At 74.3% G+C, this 14,076-nt stretch carries 12 protein-coding genes; 8 read left to right on the top strand and 4 right to left on the bottom strand.

Going from position 1 to position 14,076, the window contains the following annotated elements; all coding sequences use genetic code 11:
- The first annotated feature begins 86 nt into the window (after positions 1-86).
- The 5 genes from ACFRAV_RS12570 (at position 87) to ACFRAV_RS12550 (ending at position 5,028) form a co-directional block, all read left to right on the top strand.
- A complete protein-coding gene (locus ACFRAV_RS12570) occupies positions 87-1,064 on the top strand; it encodes an NADPH:quinone oxidoreductase family protein (protein ID WP_382554327.1) in 978 nt (325 codons plus the stop codon).
- The gene (locus ACFRAV_RS12565) at positions 1,061-2,242 is read left to right on the top strand and encodes an acyl-CoA dehydrogenase family protein (RefSeq protein ID WP_382554326.1); all 1,182 of its coding nucleotides are present in this window, start codon (positions 1,061-1,063) and stop codon (positions 2,240-2,242) included. The genes ACFRAV_RS12570 and ACFRAV_RS12565 overlap by 4 nt, the downstream gene beginning before the upstream one ends.
- Complete coding sequence (locus ACFRAV_RS12560) at positions 2,239-3,357, top strand: acyl-CoA dehydrogenase family protein (protein ID WP_382554322.1); 1,119 nt, start codon at positions 2,239-2,241, stop codon at positions 3,355-3,357. The genes ACFRAV_RS12565 and ACFRAV_RS12560 overlap by 4 nt, the downstream gene beginning before the upstream one ends.
- Before the next feature lie 161 nt (positions 3,358-3,518).
- Positions 3,519-3,713: a hypothetical protein gene (locus ACFRAV_RS12555; protein WP_351114070.1), complete on the top strand. Its 195-nt coding sequence runs from the start codon at positions 3,519-3,521 to the stop codon at positions 3,711-3,713.
- 94 nt (positions 3,714-3,807) lie between these two features.
- Positions 3,808-5,028, top strand: a complete 1,221-nt coding sequence (locus ACFRAV_RS12550; protein ID WP_382554320.1) for a hypothetical protein — start codon at positions 3,808-3,810, stop codon at positions 5,026-5,028.
- Here ACFRAV_RS12550 and ACFRAV_RS12545 read toward each other — a convergent pair.
- From ACFRAV_RS12545 to ppdK, 3 genes are all read right to left on the bottom strand, one after another.
- Complete coding sequence (locus ACFRAV_RS12545) at positions 5,018-5,389, bottom strand: DUF779 domain-containing protein (RefSeq protein ID WP_382554317.1); 372 nt, start codon at positions 5,387-5,389, stop codon at positions 5,018-5,020. The genes ACFRAV_RS12550 and ACFRAV_RS12545 overlap by 11 nt on opposite strands.
- Positions 5,390-5,461: 72 nt before the next feature.
- The gene (locus tag ACFRAV_RS12540) at positions 5,462-5,974 is read right to left on the bottom strand and encodes a pyridoxamine 5'-phosphate oxidase family protein (RefSeq protein WP_382554316.1); all 513 of its coding nucleotides are present in this window, start codon (positions 5,972-5,974) and stop codon (positions 5,462-5,464) included.
- 96 nt (positions 5,975-6,070) lie between these two features.
- Positions 6,071-8,836 carry a pyruvate, phosphate dikinase gene (gene ppdK, locus ACFRAV_RS12535; RefSeq protein ID WP_382554313.1) on the bottom strand — a complete coding sequence of 922 codons (2,766 nt, stop codon included), beginning with the start codon at positions 8,834-8,836 and terminating at the stop codon, positions 6,071-6,073.
- Between the two features lie 139 nt (positions 8,837-8,975).
- Here ppdK and ACFRAV_RS12530 point away from each other — a divergent pair, with 139 nt between their 5' ends.
- The 3 genes from ACFRAV_RS12530 to ACFRAV_RS12520 all read left to right on the top strand — a co-directional run bounded on the left by ACFRAV_RS12530 (position 8,976) and on the right by ACFRAV_RS12520 (position 12,672).
- On the top strand, positions 8,976-9,656 hold the full coding sequence (locus tag ACFRAV_RS12530) for a response regulator transcription factor (RefSeq protein ID WP_351114075.1): 681 nt from the start codon (positions 8,976-8,978) through the stop codon (positions 9,654-9,656).
- A gap of 134 nt (positions 9,657-9,790) precedes the next feature.
- Positions 9,791-11,548, top strand: coding sequence for a GAF domain-containing protein (locus tag ACFRAV_RS12525; protein ID WP_382554310.1), 1,758 nt, complete (start codon positions 9,791-9,793; stop codon positions 11,546-11,548).
- 83 nt (positions 11,549-11,631) lie between these two features.
- A complete protein-coding gene (locus ACFRAV_RS12520; RefSeq protein ID WP_382554307.1) occupies positions 11,632-12,672 on the top strand; it encodes an alcohol dehydrogenase catalytic domain-containing protein in 1,041 nt (346 codons plus the stop codon).
- A 324-nt stretch (positions 12,673-12,996) separates the two neighbouring features.
- On the opposite strand, the gene ACFRAV_RS12515 is transcribed toward ACFRAV_RS12520, so the two are convergent.
- Positions 12,997-14,046 (bottom strand): DUF6745 domain-containing protein, encoded by a 1,050-nt coding sequence (locus ACFRAV_RS12515; protein WP_382554305.1) that lies wholly within the window; start codon positions 14,044-14,046, stop codon positions 12,997-12,999.
- Positions 14,047-14,076: the final 30 nt, after the last annotated feature.

Raw genomic sequence — 14,076 nt, 5'->3', positions numbered from 1 at the left:
GACCGCTTAGTATGCGCCAGGGGACGACAGCGACGCCGGCGACGCCGACGTCGGCCAAGGACACCGGCAGCCGTGGGAGGCCCACCATGCAGGCATGGCACGTGCACGAGAACGGCGCACCCCGTGAGGTGATGCGCCCCGTGGAGACCGATCCGCCCGAGCCCGGCGAGGGCCAGGTCCTCCTCAAGGTGCGCGCGGCCAACGTCAACTTCCCCGACGGCCTCATGTGCCGCGGCGAGTACCAGGTGAAGCCCGCCATGCCGTTCACCCCCGGCGTGGAGATCTGCGGCGAGACCGAGGACGGCCGCCGCGTCCTCGCCACGCCCGTCCTGCCCCACGGCGGCTTCGCCGAGTACGCCCTCGCGGACTCCCGTGCCCTGCTGCCCGCCCCCGAGGCGCTGGACGACGCCGAGGCCGCCGCCCTGCACATCGGCTACCAGACCAGCTGGTTCGCCCTCCACCGCCGTGCCGCCCTCCAGGCCGGCGAGACCCTCCTGGTGCACGCCGCCGCGGGCGGCGTCGGCAGCGCCGCCGTCCAGCTCGGCAAGGCCGCCGGCGCCACCGTCATCGGCGTGGTCGGCGGCGCGGAGAAGGCCGCCGTCGCCCGCTCGCTCGGCTGCGACGTCGTGATCGACCGCAAGAGCCAGGACGTCATCGCCGCCGTCAAGGAGGCCACCGGCGGCCGCGGCGCCGACGTGATCTACGACCCGGTCGGCGGCGAGGCGTTCCGGCAGTCCACCAAGGTGGTCGCCTTCGAGGGCCGCATCGTGGTGATCGGCTTCGCCAGCGGCACCATCCCGAGCGCCGCCCTCAACCACGCGCTGGTGAAGAACTACGCGATCCTCGGCCTGCACTGGGGCCTTTACAACACCAAGAACCCCAAGCTGGTCCAGCACTGCCACGAGCAGCTCACCGAGCTGGCCGCGAAGGGCGCCGTCCGGCCGCTGGTGAGCGAGCGGGTGCCGCTGAGCGGCGCCGCCGACGCCGTGCAGCGGGTCTGGGAAGGCGCCACCACCGGCCGTGTCGTGGTGGTCCCCTCGCTGGAGAACGGAGCCGCCGCATGACCGACGCGATGGACCTGCGCCGCCGCACCCAGGACCTCCTGGCCGCGCACCCGCCCGCCACCACCGACCGCCAAGCCTTCCTGGAGGCCCGCTTCGACGCCGGCCTGGCCTGGGTCCACTTCCCCGAGGGCCTCGGCGGCCTCGGTCTGCCCCGCACCCTGCAGTCCGTGGTGGACGCCGAACTCGCCGCGGCCGGCGCACCGGACAACGACCCGCGCCGCATCGGCATCGGCCTCGGCATGGCCGCGCCGACCATCCTCCAGTACGGCACCGAGGAGCAGAAGCAGCGCTTCCTGCGCCCGCTGTGGCTCGGCGAGGAGGTCTGGTGCCAGCTCTTCAGCGAGCCCGGCGCCGGCTCCGACCTGGCCGCCCTCGGCACCCGCGCGGTGAGGGACGGCGACACGTGGGTGGTCAACGGGCAGAAGGTGTGGACCTCCAGCGCCCACATCGCCCGCTGGGCCATCCTGATCGCCCGCACCGACCCGGACGTGCCGAAACACCGCGGCATCACCTACTTCGTCTGCGACATGACCGACCCCGGCGTCGACGTCCGTCCGCTGCGGCAGATCACCGGCGAGGCCGAGTTCAACGAGGTCTTCATCAGCGACGTCCGCATCCCCGACGGCCGCCGCCTCGGCGAGGTCGGCGACGGCTGGCGGGTCGCCCAGACCACCCTCAACAACGAACGCGTCGCCATCGGCGGCTCCCCGATCCCGCGTGAGGGCGGCATGATCGGCAAGGTCGCCGCCACTTGGCGCGGCCGCCCCGAGCTGCGCACCCACGACCTCCACCAGCGGCTGCTCGACCTGTGGGTCGAGGCCGAGGCCGCCCGCCTCACGGGCGCCCGGCTGCGTCAGCAGCTGGTCGCCGGACAGCCCGGCCCCGAGGGCGCCGGGATGAAGCTGTCCTTCGCCCGCCTCAACCAGCAGATCAGCGGACTCGAGGTCGAACTCCTCGGCGAGGAAGGCCTGTTGTACGAGGATTGGACGATGGTCCGCCCCGAGCAGGTCGACTTCACCGGCCGCGACGCCGGCTACCGCTACCTGCGCTCCAAGGGCAACAGCATCGAGGGCGGGACCAGCGAGGTCCTGCTGAACATCGTCGCCGAGCGCGTGCTGGGCCTGCCCGCCGAGCCGCGCACCGACAAGGACGTCGCGTGGAAGGACCTGGCCCGATGAGCGCCCCCGCCACCACCCCCGACCTGCTCTACTCGCAGGAGGAGGAGGACCTGCGCGCCGCCGTCCGCGACCTGCTCGCCGACCGGTGCGACGCCGCCTCCGTGATCGCCCGCACGGAGTCCGGTGAGCCGCACGACCGGACCCTGTGGAAGAGCCTCACCGAGGACATGGGGCTGGCCGGCCTGCTGGTCCCCGAGGACCGCGGCGGGCAGGGCGCGAGCCACCGGGAGGCCGCGGTGGTGCTGGAGGAGCTGGGCCGCGCCGTCGCACCGGTGCCGTACCTGACCAGCGCCGTCGTCGCCACCGAGGCGCTGCTGGCCGGATCCGGCGAGGAGGCCGGCCGGCTGCTCGCCGCCCTCGCCTCCGGCCGGACCGTCGGCGTGCTCGCGGTCGCGCTGAACACCGCGCCCGGAGCCGCCGTGCCCACCGCCCGGGTGGAGAACGGCACGCTGCACGGCGAGTTCACCGGCGTCGCGGACGCCCAGGCGGCCGACATACTGCTGGTGGCCGGCGCGGACGGCGCCCTGTACGCCGTGGACACGACGGCCGACGGGGTCACCGTCGACCCGCGGGTCTCCTTCGACCTCACCCGCCCGGTGGCCGCCGTCACGCTCGACGGGGCGCCCGCGCGCAAGGTCGCCGACGACGCCGCCGAGGCCGTCGAGCGCGCCCTGCGGGCCGGCGCCGGACTGCTGGCGTCCGAGCAACTGGGCGTCGCGGAGCAGGTGTTGACCGAGACGGTCGGCTACCTCAAGGACCGCAAGCAGTTCAACCGCCCGGTCGGCGGCTTCCAGGCGCTCAAGCACCGGCTGGCGAAGATCTGGCTGGACGTCGTCAACCTCCGCGCCGTCGCCCGGGCCGCCGCCGACGCGCTGGCCACCGGCAGCGCGGACGCCCCGACGGCCGTCGCGGTCGCCCAGGTGTTCGCGAGCAGGGTCGCCGTCCACGCGACCGAGGAGGCGGTGCAGCTGCACGGCGGCATCGGCATGACCTGGGAGCACCCGACCCACCTCCACCTCAAGCGGGCCAAGGCCGACTCCCTCGCCTACGGCACGGCCGGCCGGCACAAGGAGCGGCTGGCCGAACTGGTCGACCTGCGCACCCCGTTGGGCTAGAGCGCCTCGGGAGGCGGCGGGCCGTACGCCCGTCCCGCCGCCTTCCGCCCGCCGGAACACCACACGTTCGGCGGACACGTCAACCGCTCGGGCGTTCCTCCCGCTGCGCCACACTTGCGGCCGAAAGCCGTGAACCGGGCGTGCGGTGGAGGAGATTCCTGATGGCCATTTCCATCTCTGTGGTGGTCCTGCTGCTGATCCTGGCCACCATCCTGCTGCGCTGCGGATCACTCAAACTCTCGCACGCCACCATCTGTGTGCTCCTCGGCTTCTGCCTGGCCGGCACCAGCATGGCTCCCACCATCCACAACGGGCTCTCCGCCACGACGGAGATCATGAGCAGCCTCAACCCCTGACGGGACGCCGCCGCCCCCGTATGCTCCCGTCCGCTCCTCTCCCGCCGGCCGGGATCGTCACCCCGGGGAGCAGGAACCGGCTTCGGGGGAACGCATGTCCGTCGCGAGACGCTTCGCCGCCTTCTGTGCGGCTGTCGTGCTGCTGACCGGTTGCAGCGCCGTGTCGGACGGTCAGGACGGGCGTGACGGGCGGGACGGGCGCGGAGCTCAGGACCGGGGTGACCTCGGTCCGGCCGCCTGGGACTACGACCACACGGGCCAGGAGACCAACGCCTCCTTTCTCGACATCGCGGCTGCCTCAGCCGACGACGCCTGGGCGGTGGGCAAGACCCCGGTCACCGGGTGGGTGGACGACCAGAAGACACTGCTCCTCCACCACGACGGCAAGGAATGGCGTCCGTACGACCTCCCGCCCGCGCTGAGCAGCCTCGACGACTTCCCGTCCGTCCGGCTCGACTCCTGCGGGCCGGGCGACGTGTGGCTCTTCGCCGACGACTCCGGCGCCGTGAAGCACCTCCCGCCCTTCGCGGCCCACTGGGACGGCGCCGAGTGGCGGGCCGTCGACCTTCCCGAAGGATTTCCCGGTCATGTGACGAGCGCTGTCGTCCTCGACCGCCAGGACGCCTGGGTCGCCGGGGACACGGCCGCCCTCTGGCACTGGGACGGCCGGGAGTGGCGCGTCTTCCGGCTGCCCGGCAGGGCGTGGACCGCGGTGGCGGGTACGTCCGGGAAGGACGTGTGGGCCGTGGGAAGGACGACGCCCGCCGACGGATACGCGCAACCCGCGACAGCGCACTGGGACGGCAGCGGATGGAGCACGGTGAAGATGCCCGCCATGTCGCCGCGACGCGGGGAAGAGGCGCTGACCCGCTCCCTCCACGACGTGTTCCTCCTGCCGGGGCGTGAGGTGCTGGCGATCGGCAGGGCCAGCAGCGAGGGCGGAGACACGGATGCCGTCTTCGAACCGCTCATGCTGCGCTGGGACGGTTCCCGGTGGCGGGAGGACGAGGGGCGCTACGAGGGCTCCGCCCGGTGGAGGACGCAGGACGGAGGGCGTTGCTGCGTGACGCACCAGGCCGGCACCACGCTCTTCCTCAGCCCCGGGCGCCACGTGTCACCCTCCGGTGAGGAAGCACGGATCACCATGCCCCCGTGCCTCGCAGGTCGCCCGGGCAGGGTCGGCGGGGACGGCTGCGGGCAGAAGCTGCAGCTCGAGGACTACGCCGCCGTCCCGGGAACCCAGGACGTCTGGGGCGTCGGCTCCGTCAGGGGCGAGGACGCGGTCCCGGTCATCGTCCGCCTCGTCAGGTCGTAGGAGGGTCCTGGCGGAGCCGGGAGCGGATCAGGAAGCGGACGCCCTCCGGCGCCTCCAGGGAGAAACCGCTGCCCCGGCCCGGCACCACGTCCACGATCAGCCGGGTGTGCCGCCACACTTCGTACTGGGCGCGCGACATCCAGAAGCCCACCGGCCGCTCCACGCCCTCGACGCGCAGCTCGGCGAGACGGACGTCGGAGTCACCGGTGCGGAACTCGCCCTCCGGGTAGCACATCGGGGCGCTGCCGTCGCAGCAGCCGCCGGACTGGTGGAACATCAAAGGGCCGTGCTGCTCGCTGAGCCGGCGCACGAGGCCGGCCGCCTCGTCGGTGAGCTCCACGGGCGGGGTGTCGTCGTCCATGCGGCCAGCACAGCGCACCGGAGGTTGCGACGACGTTGCGGTGCCCGGTGATGCGTCGCGGTCCGGCCGCGGTCAGTCGGCGCCGCCGTCCTGACGTACCAGTAGCACGCCGGTGACCAGCTCGGGGCGGATCCGCACCGGACGGTCCGCGTGCGGCTCGCCCAGCGGACGCAGCAGGGAGCGGTAGCGCTCCAGGTCCGCCCGGTCCTCCACGGGCATCGCGTAACCGGTGACCGAGACGCTCCAGCCCAGGTGGGTGCGCGGGTCGATGGAGCCGGCCTCGTACGCCACCACCACGCCGCGCCGCGCGTCCGGGAGGCCGTGCGCGAGCAGGGCTGCGGCGTCCGGGGTGCGGATGACGATGTCCCCGTCGTCCAGCAGGTGGCTCACCGGGCGCACCGTGGGCAGCGCCTGCCGGGTGAACACCAGCCGGCCCAGCGACACGGTGGCCATCAGCCGCAGAGCCTCGGCCTCGTCGAGGGGAATGCCTCGGCGGGCCTCCGGGCCGCGCGTCCGGGCGTCGGGGGACGGCTCGGCGCGACCGCCCGTCGGCGCGGTGCGCCCGGTGGCGTCGTCGAGGTGCATGGGCGAGTCCAGTGGTCGGGCCGGCGCCGGGCGCGCGGGCGGTCACGTTCCATGCAACAGCGCGGGGCACCGTGCCGCCAGGGTCCTTCGGCCCCGTCACCCGGCCCCTGTCAGCGGCCCCCCGCCGCCCCCGTCACCTCTGTCCCCGCCGTCCGTGCCGTCCCGGCCGTCCCCGTCGGCCACCGCCGCACGGCCCGCCTCCAGCCGGGCCACCGGGACGCGGAACGGCGAGCAGGAGACGTAGTCGAGCCCCGCCGCGTGGAAGAAGTGGACCGAGGCCGGGTCGCCGCCGTGCTCGCCGCAGACGCCGATCTGCAGGTCCGGCCGTGCCTGCCGGCCCTCCTCGACGGCGATCCGCACCAGCCGTCCCACCCCCTCCCCGTCCAGCGTCTCGAACGGGGAGGACGCGAAGACGCCGCGGTCGATGTACGCGGGGAAGAACTCCGCCTCCACGTCGTCGCGGGAGAAGCCCCAGGTGGTCTGGGTGAGGTCGTTGGTGCCGAAGGAGAAGAAGGCGGCCTCCTCGGCGATCGGGCCCGCGGTCAGCGCCGCTCGGGGCAGCTCGATCATCGTGCCGACCGGGCAGTGCACCGTCACGCCGGACTGCTCGCGCACCTCCGCCAGAACCCGCTCCACCTCGGCCTTCACCAGCCGCAGCTCCTCCACGTCGCCCACCAGCGGCACCATGATCTCCGCGTGCGGATCGCCGCCGGCCCGGACGCGCGCCACCACCGCGGAGGCCACCGCCCGCACCTGCATGGCCACCAGCCCCGGCACCGCGAGGCCCAGCCGGACGCCGCGCAGGCCCATCATCGGGTTCTCCTCGTGCATCCGGTCCACGGCCGCCAGCAGCTCCAGGTCGCGCGGCTCGGGGCGCTCCCCGCGGGCCTCCGCGGTGGCGACGCGCACCGACAGTGCGACGCGGTCCGGCAGGAACTCGTGCAGCGGCGGGTCCAGCAGTCGGATGGTGACCGGCAGGCCGTCCATCGCCTCGAGGATGCCGGTGAAGTCCGCCGTCTGCAGCGGCAGGAGCGCGCCCAGCGCCTGCTCCCGCTCGCCGGGGGAACGGGCCAGGATCATCTGCTCCACCAGCTGCCGCCGCTCACCGAGGAACATGTGCTCGGTGCGGCACAGACCGATGCCCTGCGCGCCGAAGCGGCGGGCCCGGGCCGCGTCCTCGGGGGTGTCCGCGTTGGCCCGCACCTCCAGCCGCCGCGCGGCGTCCGCCTGCTCCAGGGCGCGCGTCACGGCGGCGACCAGGGAGCCCTCCTCCGCGGCTTCCCGCGCCGCACCCTCCACGCCGCCCTCGAGGTGACGCATCACCTCCGAGGGCACCAGCGGCGCCTCGCCCAGGTACACCGCGCCGGAGGAGCCGTCCACCGAGACCACCCGGCCCTCCTCGACCACCGTGCCGTCCGGCGCGGTGAACCGGCGGCCGGCCGTGTCCACCACCAGCTCCTCCGCCCCGCACACGCACACCTTGCCCATGCCGCGCGCCACCACCGCCGCGTGGCTGGTCTTGCCGCCCCGGCTCGTCAGGACGGCCTGCGCGGCCACCATGCCCGGCAGGTCGTTCGGGTTCGTCTCCTGGCGGACCAGGACCACCCTCTCGCCGGCCGCCGCCCGCCGTGCCGCCTCCGCCGAGTCGAACACCGCCGCGCCGACCGCCGCGCCCGGCGACGCGGCCACCCCGTGCGCCAGCGGCTCGCCGGTGCGGTCCGCGTCGAAGCGGGGGAACATCAGCCGGGCCAGGCCCTCGCCGCCCACCCTCGCCAGGGCCTCCCGGCGGTCGATCAGCCCCTCCCGCACCAGCGCGTCCGCGATGGCGAACGCCGCCTCGGCGGTCCGCTTGCCGACCCTGGTCTGCAGCATCCACAGCTCGCCGCGTTCGACGGTGAACTCGATGTCGCACAGGTCTGTCCAGTGCCGCTCCAGGGTCTTCATGATCTCCAGCAGCCGCCCGTACGAGACGGGGTCCAGCCGCTCCAGGTCGGCCAGCGGCACCGTGTTGCGGATGCCGGACACCACGTCCTCGCCCTGCGCGTTCGGCAGGTAGTCGCCGTAGATCCCCGGCCGCCCGGTCGCGGGGTCGCGGGTGAACGCCACGCCGCTGCCGGAGTCCGCGCCCAGGTTCCCGAACACCATCCGCTGCACGGTGACCGCCGTGCCCAGGTCGTCCGGGATGTGCTCGCGGCGCCGGTAGAGCCGCGCCCGCTCCCCGTTCCACGACGCGAACACCGCCAGGACCGCACGACGCAGCTGCTCGGCCGGGTCCTGCGGGAACTCCTCACCGGTCTCCCGCAGGATCAGGTCCTTGAACACGCCGGCCAGCCCCGCCAGGTCCTCCGCGTCCAGCCCCAGGTCGTCACGTGCGGCGCGGCGCGCCTTCAGCGCCTCCAGGGCCTCCTCGAACCGGGACGCGGGCACGCCCATCACCGTCGCGCCGAACATCTGCAGCAGGCGGCGGTAGGAGTCCCAGGCGAACCGCTCGCTGCCGGACACCCGGGCCAGACCATGCACCGACGCGTCGGTGAGACCGACGTTCAGGATCGTCTCCATCATCCCGGGCATGGAGACGCGGGCCCCGGAGCGCACCGACAGCAGCAGCGGGTCGTCAGGCCGGCCCAGTGCCCGCCCGGCCGACTCCTCCACCGCGGCAAGGTGACGGGCCACCTCCGCGTCCAGCTCCCGCGGCGCGGACCCGGTCGCCAGGTAGGCCCGGCACGCCTCCGTGCTGATCACGAATCCCGGCGGCACCGGCAGGCCCATCCGGGTCATCTCCGCCAGGTTGGACCCCTTGCCGCCCAGCAGGCCGGCCATGTCCCGGCCGCCCTCCGCGAAGTCGTACACGTAACGGACCATGGCATGCTCCCCAGTAGGTCGTGCGGGCTGCGCGAGCCCCTCGCGGGGCCGGTCAGGGCCGCTCGGCCCTGGCCCGAGGGCCCGGGACCGAGGCATGATCGTTGGAGTGACACCCCTGCCGAACGACAAGGAGCAACCGATGGCGGACAGCCGGCCGGCCGGCCCCGCGAGCCCGATCCGGGTCTTTCTTCTCGACGACCACGAGGTGGTCAGGCGCGGGGTGCACGACCTCCTGAACGACGAGCCGGACGTCACCGTGGTCGGTGAGGCAGCCACGGTGGCCCAGGCCCTCGTCCGCGCTCCCGCGCTGCGCCCGGACGTGGCCGTGCTGGACGTCCGGCTTCCCGACGGCGACGGGGTGAGCGTATGCCGGGAGCTGCGCTCCCGCATGCCGGACCTCGCCTGCCTGATGCTCACCTCGTTCGATGACGACGAGGCGCTGCTGGACTCCGTGATGGCCGGGGCGGCGGGCTACGTGCTCAAGCAGATCCAGGGCTCCGACCTGGTCGCCGCGGTCCGCGCGGTGGCCGCCGGGCGCTCGCTGCTCGACCCGTCGGCGACCGCCCGGCTGATGCGCCGGCTGCGAGGCGAGGAGACCCGCCGCCCTGCCGCCGCCCGCCTCCCGGACCTCACCGAACGCGAGCGGGAGATCCTGGACCTGATCGGCGAGGGGCTCACCAACCGGCAGATCGGCGAGCGGCTGTTCCTCGCGGAGAAGACGGTCAAGAACCACATCTCGCGCCTGCTGGCCAAGCTCGGCGTGGAGCGCCGGGTCCAGGCGGCCGTCATCGCCACCCAGGTGCGCGACGGGCACCGGTAGCGGGCCGGGCCCCTGCCCGGGCGTGCACCGTCCCGCCGTGGATCGCCCCGGTCCGTACCGTGTGCGGCCGTCCGGCCGCTACCGTTGGCATATGCGCCGCGGCGCGTGAACGGCAGGTCTACGGGAGGACACCGGTGAACGACACGGACGACCCGGCCCGCCGCGAGGTGCGTCTGCCGCACCTGCGGCTGGACGACCTGCTGGACGAGCTCCAGGGCCGTCTCCAGGCGGCCCGCGGCACCAGGGACCGGATCCACAGCCTGCTCGAGGCGGTGCTCTCGGTGGGCCGGGAGCTCGACCTGGAGCAGGTGCTGCGCGGGGTCGTGGAGTCCGCCACCGTCCTCGTCGACGCCCGCTACGGCGCCCTCGGCGTCCTCACCCCCGACGGCGAGGGGCTCTCCTCGTTCTACATGGTCGGCGTCGACGAGGACCGGATCGCCCAGATCGCCAGCTTCCCGGCCGGGCACGGCATCCTCGGCCAGCTCGTCCGGCACCCCGAGCCGCTGCGCCTGGAGCGGCTCTCCGACCACCCGGAGTCCTTCGGGTTCCCGACCAACCACCCGCCGATGGAGAGCTTCCTCGGCGTCCCGATCCGGGTCCGCGACCAGGTCTTCGGCAACCTCTACCTGACCGAGAAGGGCAACGGCCAGGCCTTCGACGAGGAGGACGTCGCCGTGCTCTCCACCCTGGCCGTGGCGGCCGGGGTGGCCATCGAGAACGCGCGCCTCTACGAGGAGTCCCTGCTGCGCCAGCGGCTGCTGCGGGCCAGCGCGGAGATCACCCGCAGCCTGATGTCCGGCAGCGACCGCGGCGAGGCGCTGGCGCTGATCGCCGAGCGGGCCCACGAGGTCACCGGCGCGCAGATCGCGGTGGTGGCGGTGCCGGTGGAGGGCACCGGCTCGCTCGTGCTGGAGCTCGCCTTCGGCGAGGGCGCCGAGGAGTACCGCGGACTGGTGCTCGCCCAGGACGACAGCCTGATCGGCCGGGCCTTCGCCTCCGGGCACCCGGTGGTGGTGCACGACGTCTCCAAGGACGAGAAGGCGCTGTCCGCGCTGCCCCGCACGGCCGGCATGGGCCCCGCGGTCGCGCTGCCCATCGGCAGCGGCGTCGCCGACGTGCGCGGCGTGGTGCTGCTGGTGCGCGAGACCGGACGGACGGCGTTCAACGCGACCGAGATCGAGCCGCTGCAGGGCTTCGCGGCCCAGGCGGCCGTCGCCATGGAGCTCGCCGACCGGCGCCGCGAGGCAGAGCAGATCGCGATGCTCCAGGACCGCGACCGGATCGCCCGCGACCTGCACGACCTGGCCATCCAGCGGCTCTTCGCCACCGGCATGACGCTGCAGAGCGCCGGCCGCTTCATCGACCACCCGCAGGCCTCGGAGCGGGTCATGCAGGCGGTCGACGACCTGGACGAGACCATCAAGATCATCCGGTCGACGATCTTCGGGCTCCGCTCACGCGACGACCTCACCGGCGCCGGACTGCGCTCCCGGGTGGTGCGGACCGTCGCCGAGGCGGCGCGGGAGCTCGGGTTCACCCCCAGCGTCCGCACCGACGGCCTGATCGACAACGACGTCCCGGCGGCCCTCGGCGACCACGTGGTGGCCGTCCTCTCCGAGGCGCTGGCCGACGTCGCCCGGCGCGGCCGGGCCGGGCGCGCCGACGTGGTGCTGGAGACGGCCGACGGCGAGGTCACGCTCACCGTCACCGACGACGGGGCGGACCCGGCGTCGCCCGGCGCGCGGGGCGACGGTGCCCCGGGCGGCGACGAGCCCGGCGACGAGTGGCTGCGGGGGGCGGTCCGGCGCAGCGAGGAGCTCGGCGGCTCGCTCACCCGTGAGGTCGCCGACCGCCGCGCCCGGCTGGTGGTGCGGGCCCCGCTGAAGGGCTGAACCTCCCGCGGGTGCGGGCGGGCGGAACGCTCCCTAGCCTGGAGCGGGGGGTGTTCCCGCCCGACCTCTGGAGGCCGACACCCATGAAGGCTCTCGTGTTCCACGGACCCGGACAACGCTCCTGGGAGGACGTCCCCGACCCCGAAGTCCAGGACTCCACCGACGCGGTGATCAAGGTCGACGCGGTCACCATCTGCGGCACCGACCTGCACATCCTCAAGGGCGACGTCCCCGCGGTGACGCCCGGCCGGATCCTCGGCCACGAGGCCGTCGGCACGGTGCGGAGCGTGGGCGACTCGGTCACCAACGTCGCCCCCGGCGACCGGGTGCTGATCTCCTGCATCACCTCATGCGGCCGCTGCCGCTTCTGCCGGGAGTCCCGCTACAGCCTGTGCACCGGCGGAGGGAGCTGGATCCTCGGGCACATGATCGACGGCGTGCAGGCCGAGTACGTCCGCGTCCCGTTCGCGGACACCTCCACGTACAAGCTGCCCGACAGCGTCTCGAACGAGGACGCGCTGCTGCTCGCCGACATCCTGCCGACCTCCTACGAGATCGGCGTGCTCAACGGCCGGGTCTCGCCGGGCGACGTGGTCGTGGTGGTGGGCGCCGGGCCGGTGGGCCTCGCGGCGATGACCACCGCCAAGCTCTTCTCCCCGCGCCAGGTGATCGCCGTCGACCCTGCCGCGCAGCGGCGCGAGGCGGCCCTGCGGCACGGGGCCGACGTCGCGCTCGCGCCGGACGACGACGTCAGGGCCAAGGTCCTCGAGCTGACCGACGGCCTCGGCGCGGACGTCACCATCGAGGCCGTGGGCATCCCGGCGACCTTCGAGCAGTGCACGGAACTCGTGCGGCCCGGCGGGTACATCGCCAACGCGGGCGTGCACGGAGAACCGGTCACGCTGCACCTCGAGGACCTGTGGATCAAGGGCATCACCATGACCACCGGCCTGGTCGACACCAGCACCACGCCGACCCTGCTGAAGATGGTCGCCTCCGGCGGACTGGACGTCGGCGGGTTCATCACCCACCGGTTCGGGCTGCAGGAGATGGACGAGGCCTACGACGTCTTCTCCCGCGCCGGGGAGACCGGCGCCCTCAAGGTGGCGCTCAGCGCGGGCTGACCGCCCTGGTGGCGGGGTGGCGGGGGCCCGGCGCCGCGTGCGTCGTGCGGCCCCGCCTGCGGCCGCCCCTGTGAGGCAGTTCGGGCTGTGCGAGCGCGCCATGCGAAGCCCGGGCTGTGCGGGGCGTGCTCCGGGCGCCGCCCGCGGCGTGCGGAAGCTCGGGCTGCGCGGCTCCGCCGCGTGGCTCGCGCCGTCCGTGCGGAAGCTCGGGCCGTGGGGCCCGCCGGCCCCGGCGTGGGTCCGCCGTGCGGCCCCGGCGTGGGCCCGCCGTGCGGCTCGCGACGACGAGGGCCCGGGCCGCGTCGGCACGCGCGGCACCGGGGCTCAGGTCTCGCGGAGTGGCTCGTACGCCTCCTCGGCGAGACCGAACGTCCAGGCGACGCCCTCGCGGGCGGTCCGGGTGCGCGGCGGAACCCGCAGCCAGTACGTGCGGAACGTCCCGTCCGGCTCCGGCGTCGAGTTCACCACCTCGACCATCACCACCGGCTCGTCGTCCACCAGGTCGATGCGCCACAGCACCCCCGCCTCGTCCCGGTGCAGCGGCCGCGCGCCGGAGTCGGCGAGGTAGCGGTCGTAGCCGTAGTGCTCCAGCATCACCCGCCGCAGCTCCGCGTTCTCCTCGCCGCGTATCCGCTCCGGCGTGAGTGACGGCAGCTCCGCCAGGAACGCGGCGGGCACCGGCATGCCGCGCCAGGCGTACAGCGCGAACCCGTCCGGGTAGGCGAGCGCCGGGCCGTCGCCGCGGTCGAGCCGCCCGTTCTCGTCCCGATGCAGCTCCACCGGACGCTCGCAGATCACCGCGACGTTCTCGTAGGGCCACCACCAGCCGGCGGCGCCCGCCACCGCCGCCGCCCCGTCCAGCGGAGCGCGGTCCGTGTCGAAGGCGCACAGCCAGGCCGCGTCGTGCTGGCCGAGCACCGCGTCGAGGAGCAGCAGGCGTATCCGTGTCCGTGCCGCCGCGTCGTCCCCGGCCAGTTCGTCGGTCAGCGCCGCGGTGATCCGCTCGGTGAGCAGGCGGGTGGTCTCCCACAGCAGTCCGCCCGTCGCCGCCCAGTGGGAGCCCCAGCCCGCCGGCCCCAACGCGGCGCCCAGCCGCTCGCGTTCGGCCGCCCACGGCGCCGTGCGTACGGCGTCGCGGACGCTGCGCCCCAGCCCCTCCGCGGCCGGCAGCAGGGTCACGGCCTCGCGGGGGGAGGCGGCCCATATGATCCGCTCCGGTCCGGACAGTCCCGCCCTGCGGTAGGCGAGGCGCACGCCCTCCTCCGCCGCGGCGCGGTCCGCCGGACCCGTCCGTGCCGCCGCACGGCGCCATCGCGCCACACCCCCGGCCGTGATCACCCCGCCGGTCGTCGTCGCGTCGTTCGTCATCGTCATCTCCCCGCCCTCTCGCGCCACTTGCCTTGC

This window comes from Streptomyces sp. NPDC056600 (assembly GCF_042792855.1).
Taxonomy (GTDB): Bacteria; Actinomycetota; Actinomycetes; order Streptomycetales; family Streptomycetaceae; genus Streptomyces.
Note: the sequence above shows the minus strand (reverse complement) of the source record. Positions and strands in the feature narration are given on the sequence as shown.

Excerpts from the sequence above, each read along its gene's own strand:
- ACFRAV_RS12570 (WP_382554327.1), top strand. The coding sequence starts at position 87 with ATGCAGGCATGGCACGTGCACGAGAACGGCGCACCCCGTGAGGTGATG.
- ACFRAV_RS12565 (WP_382554326.1), top strand. The coding sequence starts at position 1,061 with ATGACCGACGCGATGGACCTGCGCCGCCGCACCCAGGACCTCCTGGCC.
- ACFRAV_RS12560 (WP_382554322.1), top strand. The coding sequence starts at position 2,239 with ATGAGCGCCCCCGCCACCACCCCCGACCTGCTCTACTCGCAGGAGGAG.
- ACFRAV_RS12555 (WP_351114070.1), top strand. The coding sequence starts at position 3,519 with ATGGCCATTTCCATCTCTGTGGTGGTCCTGCTGCTGATCCTGGCCACC.
- ACFRAV_RS12550 (WP_382554320.1), top strand. The coding sequence starts at position 3,808 with ATGTCCGTCGCGAGACGCTTCGCCGCCTTCTGTGCGGCTGTCGTGCTG.
- ACFRAV_RS12545 (WP_382554317.1), bottom strand. The coding sequence starts at position 5,389 with ATGGACGACGACACCCCGCCCGTGGAGCTCACCGACGAGGCGGCCGGC.
- ACFRAV_RS12540 (WP_382554316.1), bottom strand. The coding sequence starts at position 5,974 with ATGCACCTCGACGACGCCACCGGGCGCACCGCGCCGACGGGCGGTCGC.
- ppdK (WP_382554313.1), bottom strand. The coding sequence starts at position 8,836 with ATGGTCCGTTACGTGTACGACTTCGCGGAGGGCGGCCGGGACATGGCC.
- ACFRAV_RS12530 (WP_351114075.1), top strand. The coding sequence starts at position 8,976 with ATGGCGGACAGCCGGCCGGCCGGCCCCGCGAGCCCGATCCGGGTCTTT.
- ACFRAV_RS12520 (WP_382554307.1), top strand. The coding sequence starts at position 11,632 with ATGAAGGCTCTCGTGTTCCACGGACCCGGACAACGCTCCTGGGAGGAC.
- ACFRAV_RS12515 (WP_382554305.1), bottom strand. The coding sequence starts at position 14,046 with ATGACGATGACGAACGACGCGACGACGACCGGCGGGGTGATCACGGCC.